18 protein-coding genes are annotated in these 17,019 nt (G+C 50.5%); 8 read left to right on the forward strand and 10 right to left on the reverse strand.

Annotated elements, in window-relative coordinates:
• Positions 1-126 precede the first annotated feature (126 nt).
• Positions 127-1,518: a nitrate transporter NarK gene (gene narK / locus D9597_RS13020; RefSeq protein WP_130205687.1), complete on the reverse strand. Its 1,392-nt coding sequence runs from the start codon at positions 1,516-1,518 to the stop codon at positions 127-129.
• 338 nt (positions 1,519-1,856) lie between these two features.
• On the opposite strand from narK, the gene narX reads away from it, so the two are divergent.
• Together narX and narL are read left to right on the forward strand one after the other, a co-directional pair.
• On the forward strand, positions 1,857-3,653 hold the full coding sequence (gene narX / locus D9597_RS13025) for a nitrate/nitrite two-component system sensor histidine kinase NarX (protein ID WP_130222809.1): 1,797 nt from the start codon (positions 1,857-1,859) through the stop codon (positions 3,651-3,653).
• Positions 3,646-4,296 carry a two-component system response regulator NarL gene (gene narL / locus D9597_RS13030; RefSeq protein ID WP_000070491.1) on the forward strand — a complete coding sequence of 217 codons (651 nt, stop codon included), beginning with the start codon at positions 3,646-3,648 and terminating at the stop codon, positions 4,294-4,296. Before narX ends, narL begins: the two co-directional genes overlap by 8 nt.
• Here narL and D9597_RS13035 read toward each other — a convergent pair whose 3' ends face one another.
• Positions 4,297-5,691, reverse strand: a complete 1,395-nt coding sequence (locus D9597_RS13035) for a YchO/YchP family invasin (protein WP_130222811.1) — start codon at positions 5,689-5,691, stop codon at positions 4,297-4,299.
• Positions 5,692-5,875: 184 nt separating this feature from the next.
• Here D9597_RS13035 and ychN point away from each other — a divergent pair, with 184 nt between their 5' ends.
• Positions 5,876-6,229 (forward strand): DsrE/F sulfur relay family protein YchN, encoded by a 354-nt coding sequence (ychN, locus tag D9597_RS13040; protein ID WP_130222813.1) that lies wholly within the window; start codon positions 5,876-5,878, stop codon positions 6,227-6,229.
• A gap of 51 nt (positions 6,230-6,280) precedes the next feature.
• Here the strand turns inward: ychN and chaC are convergent, their stop codons facing one another.
• Positions 6,281-6,979: a glutathione-specific gamma-glutamylcyclotransferase gene (gene chaC / locus D9597_RS13045; RefSeq protein ID WP_130216001.1), complete on the reverse strand. Its 699-nt coding sequence runs from the start codon at positions 6,977-6,979 to the stop codon at positions 6,281-6,283.
• 157 nt (positions 6,980-7,136) lie between these two features.
• Positions 7,137-7,367 carry a putative cation transport regulator ChaB gene (gene chaB, locus D9597_RS13050; protein ID WP_130216000.1) on the reverse strand — a complete coding sequence of 77 codons (231 nt, stop codon included), beginning with the start codon at positions 7,365-7,367 and terminating at the stop codon, positions 7,137-7,139.
• Positions 7,368-7,635: 268 nt separating this feature from the next.
• Between chaB and chaA the strand changes: the two genes are divergently transcribed.
• The 3 genes from chaA (at position 7,636) to D9597_RS13065 (ending at position 9,787) form a co-directional block, all read left to right on the forward strand.
• On the forward strand, positions 7,636-8,736 hold the full coding sequence (gene chaA, locus D9597_RS13055) for a sodium-potassium/proton antiporter ChaA (RefSeq protein ID WP_130215998.1): 1,101 nt from the start codon (positions 7,636-7,638) through the stop codon (positions 8,734-8,736).
• A gap of 408 nt (positions 8,737-9,144) precedes the next feature.
• Positions 9,145-9,252 carry a type I toxin-antitoxin system toxin Ldr family protein gene (locus D9597_RS13060; protein ID WP_064528728.1) on the forward strand — a complete coding sequence of 36 codons (108 nt, stop codon included), beginning with the start codon at positions 9,145-9,147 and terminating at the stop codon, positions 9,250-9,252.
• Between the two features lie 427 nt (positions 9,253-9,679).
• On the forward strand, positions 9,680-9,787 hold the full coding sequence (locus D9597_RS13065) for a type I toxin-antitoxin system toxin Ldr family protein (protein WP_130216147.1): 108 nt from the start codon (positions 9,680-9,682) through the stop codon (positions 9,785-9,787).
• 149 nt (positions 9,788-9,936) lie between these two features.
• Here the strand turns inward: D9597_RS13065 and kdsA are convergent, their stop codons facing one another.
• Genes kdsA through hemA form a run of 6 tightly spaced genes read right to left on the reverse strand, consistent with a single transcriptional unit; the run spans position 9,937 to position 15,241 of the window.
• Complete coding sequence (kdsA, locus tag D9597_RS13070) at positions 9,937-10,791, reverse strand: 3-deoxy-8-phosphooctulonate synthase (RefSeq protein WP_000811058.1); 855 nt, start codon at positions 10,789-10,791, stop codon at positions 9,937-9,939.
• A gap of 35 nt (positions 10,792-10,826) precedes the next feature.
• Positions 10,827-11,636, reverse strand: coding sequence for an invasion regulator SirB1 (gene sirB1 / locus D9597_RS13075; RefSeq protein WP_001764444.1), 810 nt, complete (start codon positions 11,634-11,636; stop codon positions 10,827-10,829).
• 3 nt (positions 11,637-11,639) lie between these two features.
• Positions 11,640-12,032, reverse strand: coding sequence for an invasion regulator SirB2 (gene sirB2, locus D9597_RS13080; RefSeq protein WP_021580704.1), 393 nt, complete (start codon positions 12,030-12,032; stop codon positions 11,640-11,642).
• Positions 12,029-12,862 (reverse strand): peptide chain release factor N(5)-glutamine methyltransferase, encoded by an 834-nt coding sequence (prmC, locus tag D9597_RS13085; protein WP_130222815.1) that lies wholly within the window; start codon positions 12,860-12,862, stop codon positions 12,029-12,031. The genes sirB2 and prmC overlap by 4 nt, the downstream gene beginning before the upstream one ends.
• Positions 12,862-13,944, reverse strand: a complete 1,083-nt coding sequence (gene prfA, locus D9597_RS13090; protein ID WP_130222817.1) for a peptide chain release factor 1 — start codon at positions 13,942-13,944, stop codon at positions 12,862-12,864. The genes prmC and prfA overlap by 1 nt, the downstream gene beginning before the upstream one ends.
• A gap of 40 nt (positions 13,945-13,984) precedes the next feature.
• Positions 13,985-15,241, reverse strand: coding sequence for a glutamyl-tRNA reductase (gene hemA, locus D9597_RS13095; RefSeq protein ID WP_130222819.1), 1,257 nt, complete (start codon positions 15,239-15,241; stop codon positions 13,985-13,987).
• A 213-nt stretch (positions 15,242-15,454) separates the two neighbouring features.
• Here hemA and lolB point away from each other — a divergent pair, with 213 nt between their 5' ends.
• Both lolB and ispE read left to right on the forward strand, forming a co-directional pair.
• Positions 15,455-16,078 (forward strand): lipoprotein insertase outer membrane protein LolB, encoded by a 624-nt coding sequence (gene lolB, locus D9597_RS13100; protein WP_130222821.1) that lies wholly within the window; start codon positions 15,455-15,457, stop codon positions 16,076-16,078.
• The gene (ispE, locus tag D9597_RS13105) at positions 16,078-16,929 is read left to right on the forward strand and encodes a 4-(cytidine 5'-diphospho)-2-C-methyl-D-erythritol kinase (RefSeq protein ID WP_130222823.1); all 852 of its coding nucleotides are present in this window, start codon (positions 16,078-16,080) and stop codon (positions 16,927-16,929) included. The genes lolB and ispE overlap by 1 nt, the downstream gene beginning before the upstream one ends.
• Positions 16,930-17,019 lie beyond the last annotated feature (90 nt).

Raw genomic sequence — 17,019 nt, forward strand, 5'->3', positions numbered from 1 at the left:
GACATATTAATGGTGCTTAATTGACGCAATTGAAAATAATTATCGCCCTCAAAGTATGTTGTAACTAAATGACAAATAAAAAAAGCGCGACATTACGCCGCGCAAAGGATAATCAAATATTACGATTTATTTTTTAGAATGCCGACCGTATACCGCCCAGGTAATCACCACGCAGGCGATATAGAAAATCAAAAATACTTTCATTGCACCGACTGGCGAACCCGTTAATGCCAGTGAGCTACCGAACGCTTTCGGGATAAAGAAGCCACCGATAGCGCCAATCGCAGAGATGAAACCCAGCGCCGCCGCTGTGTCGGTTGCCGCTTCACGCATAGCACGTTCGTCAGAACCGCCTTCTGCTTTCACACGATCCATCGTCAGTTTACGGAAGATCACGGAGATCATCTGGAAGGTAGAACCGCTACCCAGCCCTGCGGTCAGGAACAGCGCCAGGAAGACCGCAAAGAACGCCATAAAGCTTCCGCCCTGCCCGTCAGTCGGTAAGGTGAGGAACAGCAAGCCACTGAAAATCGCCATCAGCACGAAGTTCACCAGCGTGACACGGGTACCGCCAAGACGGTCAGACAATGCACCACCAGCAGAACGCGCCAGTGCGCCAATAAACGGTCCGAAGAAGGCGTAGTGCAGAATCTGCACGTCCGGGAACTGCGTTTTTGACAACATGGCAAAGCCCGCAGAGAAACCGATGAAGGAGCCGAAGGTTGCCAGATACAGCAGGCTCATAATCCACAGATGCCCACGTTTGAGTACCGGTAACTGCTCCTTGATGGAGGCTTTCGAGGTAGCAAGGTCGTTCATGCCAAACCACGCCGCGATGGTGAAGATGGCGAGGAACGGCACCCATACCCAGGACGCGTTCGCCAGATACAGCTCGGTGCCATCAGGCTGTGTTACACCCTGGCTACCAAATGCAGCAAAAATTGATAGTGATACCACCAGCGGAGCAACCAGCTGCATGACGCTGACACCCATGTTGCCCAGACCACCATTCAGGCCCAGCGCGCCACCCTGCTTCTGCTTCGGAAAGAAGAAGCTGATGTTTGCCATACTGGAGGCGAAGTTCGCGCCAGCAAAGCCGCACAGCAGAGAGATGATGATGAAGACGCTATAAGGCGTGGAGGTATCCTGAACGGCAAAACCCAGCCAGACGCAAGGAATAATCAGAATACCGGTGCTGAATGCTGTCCAGCGACGACCACCGAAGATTGGAACCATAAAGGAGTATGGAACACGTAATAATGCGCCAGAAACTGAAGGTAGCGCAGTCAGCATAAATAGCTGATCGGTCGTAAAATTAAAGCCGACTTTCGGTAGGTTCACCGCAACGGCACTGAATAACATCCATACGCAAAACGCCAGAAGCAGGCAGGGAACGGAAATCCACAGGTTACGGCTGGCGATGCGTTGACCGCGTTGTTGCCAGAACGCAGGATCTTCCGGTCGCCAATCTGTAATGACTGCTCCAGTAGCCCTTTCGGGGGCGGATGAGTGACTCATAGACACCTCTGATACTCGTTTCGATGTCTGCCACCTTAGTGTCTGTAGCCAAAGGCAATTTGATGTAAATCAAACGACAATATAACTTTATCTATCATTGATATTTATCATTACCCATAGTGAGTACAGAGATTTCATAAAAATTTTGAGATTTTTCACGACACTGTAAAATCCCTACCCTTACTGACGTAAAGCGACTAACCACACGGCAAATAAGGAGTAACTCTTTCCGGGTATGGGTATACTTCAGCCAATAGCCGAGAATACTGCCATTCCAGAATGTATCGTCACATTCATTAAGGTTATTGCTCATTCAAAGCCTGAAGGAAGAGGTTTATATGCTTAAACGTTGTCTCTCTCCGCTCACCCTGGTTAATCAGGTTGCGCTGATTGTTTTGCTTTCTACCGCCATTGGACTGGCGGGGATGGCAGTTTCTGGCTGGCTGGTGCAAGGCGTTCAGGGCAGCGCCCATGCGATCAACAAAGCGGGATCGCTGCGCATGCAAAGTTACCGTCTGCTGGCGGCTGTGCCATTAAGCGAGAATGACAAGCCCTTAATCAAAGAGATGGAACAAACGGCATTTAGCACCGAGTTAACTCGTGCGGCAGAACGAGACGGGCAACTGGCGCAATTACAGGGGCTACAGGATTACTGGCGCAATGAATTGATTCCTGCGCTGTTGCGTGCACAAAACCGCGAAACGGTGTCGGCAGACGTCAGCCAGTTTGTTGCCGGGCTTGATAAGCTGGTTTCTGGTTTCGATCGCACCACCGAAACGCGTATTGAGACAGTTGTGCTGGTCCACCGGGTAATGGCGGTCTTTATGGCGCTTTTACTGGTGTTTACCATTATCTGGCTGCGAGCGCGTTTGCTTCAACCGTGGCGACAATTACTGGCAATGGCCAGCGCCGTCAGTCATCGCGATTTTAGCAAGAGAGCGAATATCAGCGGACGCAACGAGATGGCGATGTTGGGGACTGCACTGAACAATATGTCTGCTGAACTGGCGGAAAGTTATGCCGTGCTTGAGCAGCGGGTACAGGAGAAAACTGCCGGACTGGAGCATAAAAATCAGATTCTCTCTTTTTTGTGGCAGGCCAACCGCCGTTTGCATTCCCGCGCTCCGCTGTGTGAACGCCTGTCGCCTGTGCTTAACGGTCTGCAAAATTTAACCTTGTTGCGTGATATCGAACTACGGGTATATGACACGGAAGATGAAGAGAACCATCAGGAGTTCACCTGTCAGCCAGATATGACTTGCGATGATAAAGGCTGCCATCTCTGCCCACGCGGCGTTTTACCCGTTGGCGATCGCGGCACTACGTTGAAATGGCGGTTAGCGGATTCTCATATGCAGTATGGTATTTTGCTGGCTACCCTGCCGCAGGGGCGTCATCTTAGCCATGATCAACAACAACTGGTGGATACCCTGGTTGAACAGCTCACCGCCACGCTGGCGTTGGATCGCCATCAGGAGCGCCAGCAGCAGTTGATCGTGATGGAAGAGCGTGCCACCATTGCGCGCGAACTGCATGATTCTATTGCTCAATCGCTCTCTTGCATGAAAATGCAGGTAAGTTGTTTACAGATGCAAGGCGACGCGCTGCCAGAAAGCAGCCGCGAACTGTTAAGCCAGATCCGTAACGAACTGAATGCGTCCTGGGCGCAGTTGCGTGAGTTACTCACCACATTTCGTTTACAGCTCACCGAACCAGGATTACGTCCCGCACTGGAGGCGAGCTGCGAAGAGTACAGCGCCAAATTTGGCTTCCCGGTGAAGCTGAATTACCAATTGCCGCCACGTCTGGTGCCTTCACATCAGGCAATCCATCTGTTGCAAATTGCCCGTGAGGCATTAAGTAACGCCCTCAAACATTCGCAAGCAAGTGAGGTGGTGGTTACGGTGGCGCAAAACGATAATCAGGTAAAACTGACCGTTCAGGATAATGGCTGCGGCGTGCCTGAAAATGCCATCCGCAGCAATCACTACGGCATGATAATAATGCGCGACCGTGCGCAAAGTTTACGAGGCGATTGCCGCGTCCGCCGTCGTGAATCAGGTGGCACCGAAGTGGTGGTCACCTTTATTCCCGAAAAAACTTTCACAGACGTCCAAGGAGATACCCATGAGTAATCAGGAACCGGCTACTATCCTGCTGATTGACGATCACCCGATGCTGCGAACTGGCGTAAAACAGCTTATTAGTATGGCACCAGATATCACCGTGGTTGGCGAAGCGAGTAATGGCGAACAGGGTATTGAACTGGCGGAGTCTCTTGATCCCGATCTGATCCTGTTAGATCTCAATATGCCCGGCATGAACGGTCTGGAAACGCTGGATAAACTGCGCGAAAAGTCCCTCTCCGGCCGCATTGTGGTGTTCAGCGTCTCTAACCATGAAGAGGACGTGGTAACCGCATTGAAACGTGGTGCAGATGGCTATCTGTTAAAAGATATGGAGCCAGAAGATTTACTGAAAGCATTGCATCAGGCTGCCGCTGGCGAAATGGTCTTAAGCGAAGCGTTAACCCCTGTTCTGGCCGCCAGCCTGCGCGCTAACCGCGCTACGACTGAGCGTGATGTTAACCAGTTAACGCCACGTGAACGCGACATTCTAAAACTAATAGCTCAGGGCTTACCGAATAAGATGATTGCCCGTCGCCTGGACATCACTGAAAGCACGGTTAAAGTGCATGTGAAACACATGCTGAAAAAAATGAAGCTCAAATCTCGTGTAGAAGCTGCGGTATGGGTGCATCAGGAACGTATTTTCTGATTACGGTTCCCAGATCGGTTCGTCGTTCGACATTGCGTCGAAAGGTTCGGCAAGCGTTAGCGTGATCTCATTGGAGGAGACACGCTGCCCCTGGTTATCCTCCACCACTACCGACAATCGCCATTGATTGCTCGCCCCTTCCCCACTTTGCCAGTCCGGCATGATCAACGTCCAGCCATCCGCACTATTGGCTGTCGCTCCCGATGTCAGACTTAACATCTGCGTATCTCCCTGCCAGATCAATTGCCGAATACCGTAATGACTGCGAATTTGTAATTTCAGTGGCACGGTTTCACCAGGTTTAAGATCCCAGGGCGGTGTCGCCAGAAACACCGTTAAGGTTTTACGCTGCCGATACTCAATAGTCGGCAGATTATTTCGCTGCGGATTGTCATAGCGACTACCGCGTAGCGACTGGCTTTCAGCAACTTCGCCAGCAGAAAGCTGTTTGTTGAGCGGCACGCCAAAACGGTAGTTAATATTCAGTCCGAGGTTATTTTGCCTTTCTCCACTTTCCCCCTGTTTATGCAGGGCGGTTACTGTAACGAGTGGGACAGGTGTGTAATTTAGTCCAAGACTCAAGGCGACGGGATTGTGATAACCCGTGCCGGTGTTAAACAAATCAACACTCTGACCAAAATATTGTTCGAGGCTAACGCTGGTGTTGATATGCTGGTAAAACGGCATCCGCATCCGGGCCGTCAAGTCGTAACCACGCGCCATTCGTTGCTCGAGCGTGGCGGTCTGTTCACGCCAGGAGGCAAAAGGCTGATAATAATTTGCTGACAACCGCAAATATTCCCCCCACGCTTCGGCACCGAAACCTGCTCGCTGGAGATTTTGATCCAGCAAGTTGTCATAAAAAGTGTTATATCCCACCAGCCAGTTGCCACGCGCCCAGCGTTGGCCTGCGCCAAGGTTACTGACCAGACCATCATCCTGCTGAGTGAGCCCAATCTGGCTCCATGTAAGATAACGGTCGTTATCCTGTAGCGGTACAAACCAGCTCCCCCGGCTACCTGTAAAATGTCCTTCGTTATCCACTTTGACGTCGACACTGGCGTTCCCCCACGGCGATAGCCAGGATTCCACGTGCTGATTGACCTGCTGGCTAAGCGCATCGCGGACTTTTCCCAACGCAAAAGCTCTCGCCTGCTCGCCAGTGTCCTGACCTTTATCAGTCATACTGGTTTCACCAAAATCTTTCACAATTTCAGCAAAATGTTTTTCACCATCATGATTTTCCGCAGCCATTCCTAAGTCAGGAAGACCGTCACTGTCGTTATCAAAAGGATTTGCCGCTTGCTGTTTAAAAGAGGACTGTGCGCTAGCTATACCGCCTGCCAGCAGCAAGAGTAAACAAATTGCGATAATGCGGGGGACGAAACGGCTCAAAACGTCAGTAATTTCCAATAAAAATGAACAGCTACAGCTTTATAGAATAACGATTACTGGTAATTTTTCTTGTACTTTTGCATGCTTTATGACAAATCCTAAAAAATGTGACGGATTGGTCAGACAGCACACAAGCTGTAAGATAGAAACTGAACATCTAATTCCCTGAATACAGGAGTAAATAATGCAAAGAATCGTGATCGTTGCCAATGGCGCACCCTACGGGAGCGAATCCTTATTTAACAGCCTGCGGCTGGCCATTGCGCTACGAGAGCAGGAAAGCTACCTGGATCTGCGTCTATTCCTGATGTCTGATGCGGTCACTGCCGGATTGCGCGGACAAAAACCTGGGGAAGGCTATAACATTCAGCAAATGCTGGAGATCCTCACGGCGCAAAATGTGCCAGTGAAATTGTGCAAAACCTGCACCGATGGTCGTGGCATCAGCGCACTACCACTGATTGATGGAGTGGAAATTGGTACTCTGGTAGAACTGGCGCAATGGACGCTGCTTGCCGATAAAGTGCTCACATTTTAACGTAAGTATGGGGCGCTCAAGATAATAGAGATGCCCCACTGCTAACATGTTTTATCGGGCAAACCCGGGCCGTAACACACCATCCGGGTAATTTTCCGTCAGAAGTTTTTTCACCGACACCAGTAAATCACTCAGCCCGTCATCCTGCATCCCCAGTTTGTTAAGTGCTTGTTCCAGGGAAAACAAGTACTGTGCGTTGGTTCCTAATGGCCCACTCGCCGCAGCAATCAACGGGGCAATCACCTGAGCGCGGGTATCGGACTCATACTCAGGATGGCGCGGGTCCATAATGAACACCAGCGCATTGACGGTGCGGCCATCGTCAAGATGAAGCTGACACCAGGACGGCAGATAGCAGCCAGTAATCATCTCACGCTTCCACAGTAAGGTCAGCTCCTGCTCCAGAGACTCTTCCGGCAGACGATACGCAACGCCCGTGGTACGCCCGCCCTCTTTCAGTGCAAGCATCCTCCCCGGCTGGTGCGCAGTCCCCCGCCCGGCAGTAAGCCGCAAACAGAAAGCACGATGCCACCCAACCAGCGTACCGGTGCACGACTCGGTAAACTCCAGCGCCGGATTCCACATTAATGATCCATAGCCGAAGATCCACACCGGTCCCTCATCAGGTCGACAAGACAGCGTCGCCGCCAGCGAGGCCGCCCGTTGTTCTGCCGACCATAAGAGTGATTCTTCAATGGCACCAAATGCCGTTTTACAATCGGCATTCATCAAGAAATCACGCGTTATCACCTTACACCTCCGCCACTGCATACTTCCCTGTGACAACTTTTTGGTGTCTTCCGGACATTTTTACTGCTCATTTTGAAACCACTATTGGGACAATATGCAATCCACAGACCACTTGCAAGGCAACACCGCACGAATAGCTTTAACTCGCCGCTGAGTTTTACGATTTTTTATGCCATTTATCATCATCGCCTTTTGCATATTCATGTTTCACCGCAGCCCAGGCCACTTTATGCGCTGTCTCTTCGCGACTGGCATCATCACGCCGGTCTTCTTTATCTTTATATTGCTCCCAGGCGCTGTTGAATGCTTCTTTATAGATATCCTGGGCATGAGTGGGTAAAACGTGTTTTACGCTTTCCGGCAGGTCGCTTTTCGTTTTATACGGCATTGTTGACTCCTTTATTAAAATTGAACATTAAGTGTGGTCAACAATATCCCCTCTTGCCAGAACATAAGAATTCTCACATCAGACTATCCTCAAGAGACGCTAATACAAACATTGTCTAAACACGTAGCTTATTTTTATGCTCCGAAGAGTAAAAAAACGACTACGGGGTAAAATTTCGTAAAATGTTACCGATATCCTGACACTTTCTGTTATTTTTCCTGCCTATTTATTACATTTCCAACAAATTCATCTGCAAAGGATAACCATAATGACAAATGCTCACGAGGCGGTAAAAACCCGCCACAAGGAGACTTCACTTATTTTCCCGGTTCTGGCGCTGGTAGTGCTGTCCCTGTGGGGAAGCAGCCAAACACTACCAGTGGTTATTGGCATCAACCTTCTTGCTCTTATTGGTATTTTAAGCAGTGCTTTTAGTGTTGTCCGTCATGCGGACGTACTAGCCCATCGTCTGGGTGAACCTTACGGTTCGCTTATTCTTAGCCTTTCCGTCGTTATTCTTGAAGTCAGTTTGATTTCAGCCTTAATGGCGACCGGCGATGCAGCGCCGACGTTAATGCGAGATACGCTCTATTCAATCATTATGATTGTTACCGGCGGACTGGTTGGTTTTTCATTACTGCTGGGTGGACGTAAATTTGCTACCCAATATATGAATCTGTTTGGTATTAAACAGTATTTAATTGCCCTGTTCCCATTAGCCATAATCGTGCTGGTATTTCCGATGGCGCTGCCTGCGGCGAATTTTTCGACCGGTCAGGCGTTACTTGTGGCATTAATTTCCGCAGCGATGTACGGCGTATTTTTGCTGATTCAAACCAAAACGCATCAAAGCCTGTTTGTCTATGAGCATGAAGATGACAGCGATGATGACGATCCGCATCATGGCAAACCGTCCGCTCATAGCAGCCTGTGGCATGCCATCTGGTTAATCATCCATCTAATTGCCGTTATTGCGGTCACCAAAATGAACGCCAGCCCGCTGGAAACATTGCTCACCAGCATGAATGCGCCGGTGGCCTTTACCGGTTTCCTGGTAGCGCTATTGATTCTGTCGCCGGAAGGTTTAGGCGCGTTAAAAGCAGTTTTAAGCAACCAGGTCCAGCGCGCGATGAATCTGTTCTTTGGTTCGGTATTAGCGACTATTTCGCTTACCGTACCTGTCGTAACGCTTATCGCCTTTATGACGGGTAATGAATTGCAGTTTGCTCTGGGCGCACCAGAGATGGTGGTAATGGTAGCCTCTTTGGTACTGTGCCATATTTCATTTTCGACTGGCCGTACTAACGTACTCAACGGCGCGGCGCATCTGGCACTGTTTGTAGCTTATTTAATGACAATATTTGCCTGACATTTATATCTCCTCCGATGGCGGAAATCGGAGGAGATAATAAAAATTATCTGCTTATAGTATTTCTTCATACTACCTGAACAGATCGTTAATCAGATTTGCGAGCCTGTACCACAACCTGCACGAAACCACTGCAACAGCTGATGAAAAGCCGGAACGCGTACAGCATTGCGCACATTTCAGGGATGAAGTGAATATAAATTGAGCCGTAGTATCCACACCAAGCCGGAGTTATCCGGTGAGGCGCAATGTTGTGGGGGCTTTATCCCTGGCGGCATTGGTTGCTGGAAAGAGAAAACCCCCGCACGTTGAGAGGTCAAACCTGACAACAGAACGGGGGCTAATCTTGAACCAGAACAATTCAAGAATAGCCGCGAAATGTTGTCATTACAACAAAAAGGCGGTTATATGACGCTCGCGCAGTTTGCCGTGATTTTCTGGCACGACCTGGCAGCACCGATCCTTGCGGGAATTATTACCGCAGCGATTGTCAGCTGGTGGCGTAGCCGGAAGTAAGGTGAAAACGGGCGTCAGGCTGCCGTAATGGCAATATGCGCCCGAAACCGGCCGCAGGGTTAACAGCCTGCGGCCTTTTTTGTATTTATCTCTTCCACAAGTAGACACTGGCAACCAGATCTGGAAGCTCATCCAGTGCACTCATGAAACAACTGCAACTGCTGTTGAAAAGCCGGAATGCACTCTTCATTGCAAACATTTCAGGGATGAAGTGAATATAAATTGAGACGTAATATCGACACCAAGCCGGAGTTATCCGGTGAGGCGCAATGTTGCGGGGGCTTTATCCCTGGTGGCATTGGTTGCTGGAAAGAGAAAACCCCCGCACGTTGAGAGGTCAAACCTGACAACAGAACGGGGGCTAATCTTGAACCATCAACAATTCAAGAATAGCCGCAAAATGTTGTCATTACAACAAGGCGGCTATATGACGCTCGCGCAGTTTGCCATGATTTTCTGGCACGACCTGGCAGCACCGATCCTTGCGGGAATTATTACCGCAGCGATTGTTGGCTGGTGGCGTAGTCGGAAGTAAGGTGAAAACGGGCGTCAGGCTGCCGTGATGGCAATATGCGCCCGAAACCGGCCGCAGGGGTAACAGCCTGCGGCCTTTTTTGTCTTCTTTGACCATGAAAAAAGCCCTACCGTAGAACGATAAGGCCTTTGTTTTCAAAGCAGAAAAGATTACTTGCTGGTATCCAGCTCTTCGAAACCTTTAACCAGATCATCAATCGCTTTCATCTGCTTGAGGAACGGCTCCAGTTTAGCCAGCGGCAGCGCGGATGGACCGTCGCATTTAGCATGTTCCGGATCCGGATGCGCTTCAATAAACAGCCCAGCCAGACCTACAGCCATACCGGCACGTGCCAGTTCGGCAACCTGGGCGCGGCGACCACCAGAAGCTGCACCAAACGGATCGCGGCATTGCAGTGCGTGGGTAACGTCGAAAATTACCGGGGAGTTGCCAGAGACTTTCTTCATTATGCTGAAGCCCAGCATATCAACGACCAGGTTGTCGTAACCGAAGTTAGCGCCACGGTCACAAAGAATCACTTTATCGTTGCCGCCTTCTTTGAATTTATCAACGATATTACCCATTTGGCCTGGGCTCACGAACTGTGGTTTCTTGACGTTAATTACCGCGCCAGTCTTCGCCATTGCCTCCACCAGGTCAGTCTGGCGAGCAAGAAACGCTGGCAACTGAATAACATCTACCACATCAGCAACAGGCTGTGCCTGGCTTGGCTCGTGAACGTCAGTGATAATTTTTACGCCAAATGTCTGTTTCAGTTCCTGGAAGATTTTCATCCCTTCTTCCAGTCCTGGTCCACGATAAGAGTGGATGGAGGAACGGTTGGCTTTGTCAAAAGAGGCTTTGAACACGTAAGGGATACCCAGTTTCTGGGTTACGGTTACATAGTGTTCGCAAATGCGCATCGCCAGATCGCGAGATTCCAGCACGTTCATACCACCAAACAGCACGAACGGCAGGTCATTTGCTACGTTGATGTCGCCAATGCTAACCACTTTTTGTTTCATAGGATCGCCTTAATCTTAAGTAAAGTGTCGATTAATTAATGCAGCACAATATGTTTATGCGCGATGTTGTTAATTTGCGCACGTATCATTTCGCTGATCGGGTCTTCCGGACACTGTTCAACGAAATAATTTAAATCATTCAACGCAACGTGTTCGCAATCCAGTTGCGCGTAAATCAACCCACGATCGCGAATTTCATACGGATCTTCCGGGTTAAATTGTAATAAGGCCTCGCTGGTGCGTAACGCCAGTTCCATCTGATTTTCTTCCATCAGCGACGCTTTCAGCGTATCCAACAGTTTACGGATAACCTCAATGTTATCGGCTTCATCCAGGTCTTCATAAAACAGTTCCGCAGACGGGCTGATATTTCCCTTTAACCACACATCCAGCATATGTTCGCTTAATGATTCACCGTTAAAAGGGTTAATCAGCCAGATTTCTCCGTCCGGGCATTCTATGCGCAATATAAGCTGCGTCGGGAATATCACCGGCAATAGCGGCAAATCGAGACGATTAGCAACCCACAATAAAACGGCGCCTAACGATACCGCACTGCCCTGCCGATTTTTTAGCACTTGATCAAGCCATAATGCATCGGAAAGACGATAAACACCACGTGAGGCTTTAAACCCCCATTCGCCGTAAAACAGCGCGATTAATTTTTCCAGCTGCTCTTCTAATGGCAGAAGCTGGCTAATTTCTTCCTTCGCCAGACTAACGAGACGCTCCAGTTCGTCGTAAACATCTTGCGAGGGAAAATCGCGGCGGATTGCTTCGCAAGCCAGGATCATGCCTTCGCACAGCGGCGCTTTATTAAATTCGAAATCAGCTAACGATCTCATGACTTACCCCAGTAACGGTACTTTTGTGGTGGCGAGTTTAATGATGATGTACAGCACCACCAGCGCCAGCGGGAAGGCAATAATGCGCGCCTGCTGACTGTGCATCCGACGATAATCGAGTGCAATAAAACCCAAAACGATATAAATGATAACTCCAAACAGCTTTTCAGTCAGCCATTCAGCCTGCCCGGAAAATGGCAGGATGTGCGCTTTAGCCATCAGCGCGATGCCGCTAAGCAATAACACCGTGTCGACAACCGGCGGCACAATGCGCGTCCAACGAGCGAATGCCAGTGGATGCTCCTGGTAACGTAGCCAGAATCGTAGGGTTAAGAGCCCAACAGAAAGCGCGATGCTAATGAGATGAACGCTAAGCAGCGTAGTAAAGCTTATCATCGATAATAGCGACCGAGCGTTACGCGCTCGTTATCACCATAGTCCCGACAGGTTTCGACTTCATGATATCCCGCGTGGATAAATGCCTGTCGCACAGCTTCGCCCTGCTGCCAGCCATGTTCCAGAAGCAGAAAGCCGCCGGATACCAGCGCGTTACGCGACTGTTCGATGATATGCACGATGTCTGCCATTCCGCTGTCTGCCGCAACCAGCGCAGTGAGTGGCTCAAAGCGGACATCGCCTTGTTGAAGATGTGGATCCTGCTCGTCAATATACGGCGGATTACTGACAATCATCGCAAACTGCTGCCCGGCTAGCGCGCTAAACCAGTCGCTTTGCAGGATGTGGATATTTTTGATTGCCAGATTTTGCGCATTGCGCTTCGCAAGAGCGACAGCGTCAGGCATTCGGTCAACCGCCGTAACATCGCAATCCGGGCGTTCGCTGGCCAATGCCAGCGCAATTGCCCCAGTGCCAGTTCCAAGATCGAGAATACGGCAAGGTTGTTCAGGCAATCGCGCCAGTGCCTGCTCCACCAGACATTCCGTATCCGGGCGCGGAATTAAGGTCGCTGGCGAAACAAATAATGGCAACGACCAGAATTCACGCACACCGGTTAAATGAGCAATAGGTTCACCGGCACGACGACGAGCTAAAAGCGCGTCGAGTTGCTCACATTGCTCTTCAGTCAACTGCGTTTCACCAAAGGCGAGAATATAAGTGCGCCCCTTGCCGGTAACATGCTCCAGCAGGATTTCAGCATCGCGCCGCGGGCTTTCGCTCGCCTGAAGTTGGCTTATTGCTTCACGTAACCAGTGTTGATATTCCATTATTCCTGCTCGGACAACGCCGCCAGTTGGTCGGCCTGATGTTCCTGGACGATCGGTTCTATCAGCATATCCAGTTTACCTTCCATTACTTCATCCAGACGGTAGAGCGTCAGGTTGATGCGGTGATCGGTAACACGCCCCTGCGGGAAGTTATAGGTACGGTTACGATCGCTGCGATCGCCGCTACCCAGCAAGTTGCGACGGGTGGAAGCCTCTGCCTGCTGGCGTTTTGCCATTTCCGCCGCATGGATACGAGCACCAAGCACTGAAAGTGCCTTCGCTTTGTTTTTATGCTGCGAACGTTCGTCCTGACATTCAACAACAATACCGGTCGGCAAGTGGGTAATACGAATTGCCGAATCGGTGGTGTTGACGTGCTGACCACCCGCGCCTGAGGAACGGAAAGTATCGATACGCAAATCTGCCGGGTTGATATCCGGTAGTTCCGCTTCCGGCAGCTCCGGCATTACCGCTACGGTACAAGCAGAAGTATGAATACGCCCTTGCGATTCCGTCGCAGGAACACGCTGCACGCGATGGCCGCCAGATTCGAATTTCAAACGTCCATACACACCATCACCGCTAATTTTGGCGATGATCTCTTTATAACCACCATGTTCACCCTCGCTGGCGCTCATGATTTCTACACGCCAGCGGCGGGCTTCGGCGTAGCGGCTGTACATACGGAACAGATCGCCAGCGAACAGCGCCGCTTCATCACCACCAGTTCCGGCACGCACTTCAAGGAAGGCGTTACGTTCGTCATCGGGATCTTTTGGCAGCAAAAGAACCTGTAACTGTTGTTCCAGTTGCTCGCTTTTTTCTTTGGCTTCACGCAGCTCGTCCTGCGCCATTTCACGCATTTCCGGATCGTCGAGCATTATCTGCGCGGTTTCGATATCTTCCTGAACCTGTTGCCAGTCGGTAAAACAGCGCGAAACATCACTTAATTGCGCATATTCACGTGATAATGCGCGAAAACGTTCCTGGTCGGCGATGGTTTGCGCATCACCCAGCAGTGCCTGAACTTCTTCATGGCGTTCATGCAGGGCTTCCAGTTTGGCAACGATAGAAGGCTTCATAGGCGTAAATGCACCCTGTAAAAAAGAAAATGATGTACTGCTACTCCAGCCCGAGGCTGTCGCGCAGAATATTCAGGCGTTCGTTATCCCCGTCACGGGCGGCCTGTTGAAGTGATTTCGTTGGCGCATGGATCAGGCGGTTAGTCAGTTTCCATGCCAGATCCTGCATTATGGCTTGCGCGTCGCCGCCCTGTTCCAGGGCCGCTAACGCTTTGGCGGTTAACTCATCGCGAACTTGTTCAGCCTGGCTGCGATAATCGCGAATGGTTTCGCTGGCGCTTTGTGCGCGTAGCCACGCCATAAATTCGCTGGTTTCCTGGGCGACGATAGTTTCCGCCTCAACTGCGGCGGCTTTACGTTGCGCCAGGTTGTGCGAAATAATGGTTTGCAGATCATCAACGCTGTAAAGGTAGGCATTCGCCAGTTTGCCAACTTCTGGCTCAACATCGCGTGGAACGGCAATATCGACCAGCAGCATCGGTTGGTTGCGACGACTTTTTAATGCGCGCTCCACCATGCCTTTACCGATAATCGGCAACGGGCTAGCGGTGGAACTGATGATGATATCGGCTTCACACAGACGTTCGTCGATATCGCTCAGGGCAATCACTTCCGCGCCGACTTCATCTGCCAGAATTTGGGCACGTTCGCGAGTACGGTTGGCGATAATCATCTTCTGTACTTTGTGTTCGCGCAGATGACGCGCCACCAGCTCGATGGTTTCGCCCGCGCCAACCAGCAATACGGTCACCGTAGAGAGCGATTCAAAGATCTGCCGCGCCAGCGTACAAGCCGCAAATGCAACAGATACCGCACTGGCGCCAATATCCGTTTCAGTGCGAACGCGTTTCGCCACGGAGAAAGATTTCTGGAACATACGCTCCAGTTCGCTGGCCTTCATATGGCCTTTTTGTGAATCGGCAAAGGCTTTTTTTACCTGACCGAGGATTTGCGGCTCGCCCAATACCAGTGAATCCAGACCACTGGCAACACGCATTAAATGGCTGACCGCATCGTTATCCTGATGCCAATAGAGGCTATTACGCAGATCTTCTTCGTTGAGATTATGGTAATCGCACAACCAGCGAATGAGCGCCTCTTGCAGGTTATCCTGCTCTTCAACGCTAAGATAAAGTTCTGTGCGGTTACACGTCGACAGCACCACGCCGCCCTGCACCATCGGCTGCGCAAGCAGGCTGTCCAGCGCCTGATCGAGCTTATCCGGCGAAAACGATACACGTTCTCGCAGCGATACAGGTGCCGTTTTATGGTTGATACCGAGTGCTAAAAGGGTCATGTCTGCGGGAAATAATACCAACGTTGATATGGTTAGTCTGCTCGCATCATACAGGATGCGCGGGATCAATAAAAGAGAGCGCCCCCTTTTGGAGTAATTGCCTAAACCCGTTAGATTCTGGCAATTAAGACAACTTGAACATAGACGATGGCTGACGGTAACGCTAGCATTAAGGGTTATAACTGCAACGTATCTCAAGGACTTGTCATTATTATGCCCCTGCCCGATTTTCGCTTTATCCGCCTGCTACCGCTGGCTGCTCTCGTGCTCACGGCCTGTTCCGTTACGACGCCTAAAGGTCCAGGCAAAAGCCCGGATTCGCCACAGTGGCGTCAGCATCAGCAAGACGTGCGCAACCTGAATCAGTACCAGACACGCGGTGCATTTGCCTATATTTCTGACCAACAAAAAGTGTATGCCCGTTTCTTCTGGCAGCAAACTGGCCAGGATCGCTACCGTCTGCTGCTGACTAACCCATTGGGCAGCACTGAACTGGAGTTGAATGTCCAGCCGGGTAATGTGCAGTTAGTGGACAATAAAGGCCAGCGTTACACCGCCGATGACGCCGAAGAGATGATTGGCAAATTGACCGGAATGCCGATTCCGCTCAACAGTTTGCGCCAGTGGATTTTAGGTTTGCCAGGTGATGCAACCGACTACAAACTGGACGACCAGTACCGCCTGAGCGAAATTACCTATAGTCAGAACGGTAAAAAATGGAAAGTGGTATACGGCGGTTATGACACCAAAACGCAACCTGCGATGCCTGCCAACATGGAACTCACCGAAGGCGGTCAGCGCATCAAGTTAAAAATGGATAACTGGATAGTGAAATAATGCGGACTCAGTGGCCCTCTCCGGCAAAGCTTAATCTGTTTTTATACATTACCGGTCAGCGTGCGGACGGCTACCACACGCTGCAAACGCTGTTTCAGTTTCTGGATTACGGCGACACTATCAGCATTGAACTTCGCAACGATGGGGAAATCCGCCTGTTAACGCCCGTTGAAGGTGTGGAACACGAAGATAACCTGATTGTTCGCGCGGCACGGTTGTTGATGAAAGCAGCCGCCGCCAGTGGGCGTCTTCCGAAAGGAAGTGGTGCAGATATCAGCATTGACAAGCGTTTGCCTATGGGTGGTGGTCTGGGCGGTGGTTCATCCAATGCCGCAACAGTTCTGGTCGCTTTAAATCATCTGTGGCAATGCGGACTGAATGTTGATGAGTTGGCAGAAATCGGTCTGACGCTGGGCGCAGATGTGCCGGTTTTTGTCCGTGGTCATGCTGCTTTTGCCGAAGGGGTTGGCGAAATATTAACGCCGGTGAATCCACCAGAAAAATGGTATCTGGTTGCGCACCCTGGCGTGAGTATTCCTACGCCAATGATTTTTAAAGATCCCGAACTCCCGCGCAACACGCCAAAAAGGTCAATAGAAACGTTGCTAAAATGTGAATTCAGCAATGATTGCGAGGTTATCGCAAGAAAACGTTTTCGCGAGGTTGATGCGGTGCTTTCCTGGCTGTTAGAATACGCCCCGTCGCGCCTGACTGGGACAGGGGCCTGTGTCTTTGCTGAATTTGATACAGAGTCTGAAGCCCGCCAGGTGCTAGAGCAAGCCCCGGAATGGCTCAATGGCTTTGTGGCGAAAGGTGTCAATCTTTCCCCATTGCACAGAGCCATGCTTTAAGCCGGGCAAGCTGAGTTTCGGTGACAACGTCACCTTGTTCCAGACGTTGCATCGCGCTCTTTAATACACCGCCTGGAAAGAATATTGCCT

The organism is Escherichia sp. E13S3, from assembly GCF_004212325.1.
Lineage (GTDB): Bacteria > Pseudomonadota > Gammaproteobacteria > Enterobacterales > Enterobacteriaceae > Escherichia.

Bases quoted from the DNA above. Each gene is read 5' to 3' on its own strand.
- chaA (WP_130215998.1), top strand. From the start codon at position 7,636: ATGACAAATGCTCACGAGGCGGTAAAAACCCGCCACAAGGAGACTTCA.
- ychN (WP_130222813.1), top strand. From the start codon at position 5,876: ATGCAAAGAATCGTGATCGTTGCCAATGGCGCACCCTACGGGAGCGAA.
- prmC (WP_130222815.1), bottom strand. From the start codon at position 12,862: ATGGAATATCAACACTGGTTACGTGAAGCAATAAGCCAACTTCAGGCG.
- narL (WP_000070491.1), top strand. From the start codon at position 3,646: ATGAGTAATCAGGAACCGGCTACTATCCTGCTGATTGACGATCACCCG.
- sirB2 (WP_021580704.1), bottom strand. From the start codon at position 12,032: ATGATAAGCTTTACTACGCTGCTTAGCGTTCATCTCATTAGCATCGCG.
- lolB (WP_130222821.1), top strand. From the start codon at position 15,455: ATGCCCCTGCCCGATTTTCGCTTTATCCGCCTGCTACCGCTGGCTGCT.
- narX (WP_130222809.1), top strand. From the start codon at position 1,857: ATGCTTAAACGTTGTCTCTCTCCGCTCACCCTGGTTAATCAGGTTGCG.
- prfA (WP_130222817.1), bottom strand. From the start codon at position 13,944: ATGAAGCCTTCTATCGTTGCCAAACTGGAAGCCCTGCATGAACGCCAT.
- ispE (WP_130222823.1), top strand. From the start codon at position 16,078: ATGCGGACTCAGTGGCCCTCTCCGGCAAAGCTTAATCTGTTTTTATAC.
- chaB (WP_130216000.1), bottom strand. From the start codon at position 7,367: ATGCCGTATAAAACGAAAAGCGACCTGCCGGAAAGCGTAAAACACGTT.
- narK (WP_130205687.1), bottom strand. From the start codon at position 1,518: ATGAGTCACTCATCCGCCCCCGAAAGGGCTACTGGAGCAGTCATTACA.
- D9597_RS13065 (WP_130216147.1), top strand. From the start codon at position 9,680: ATGACGCTCGCGCAGTTTGCCATGATTTTCTGGCACGACCTGGCAGCA.
- D9597_RS13060 (WP_064528728.1), top strand. From the start codon at position 9,145: ATGACGCTCGCGCAGTTTGCCGTGATTTTCTGGCACGACCTGGCAGCA.
- sirB1 (WP_001764444.1), bottom strand. From the start codon at position 11,636: ATGAGATCGTTAGCTGATTTCGAATTTAATAAAGCGCCGCTGTGCGAA.
- kdsA (WP_000811058.1), bottom strand. From the start codon at position 10,791: ATGAAACAAAAAGTGGTTAGCATTGGCGACATCAACGTAGCAAATGAC.
- hemA (WP_130222819.1), bottom strand. From the start codon at position 15,241: ATGACCCTTTTAGCACTCGGTATCAACCATAAAACGGCACCTGTATCG.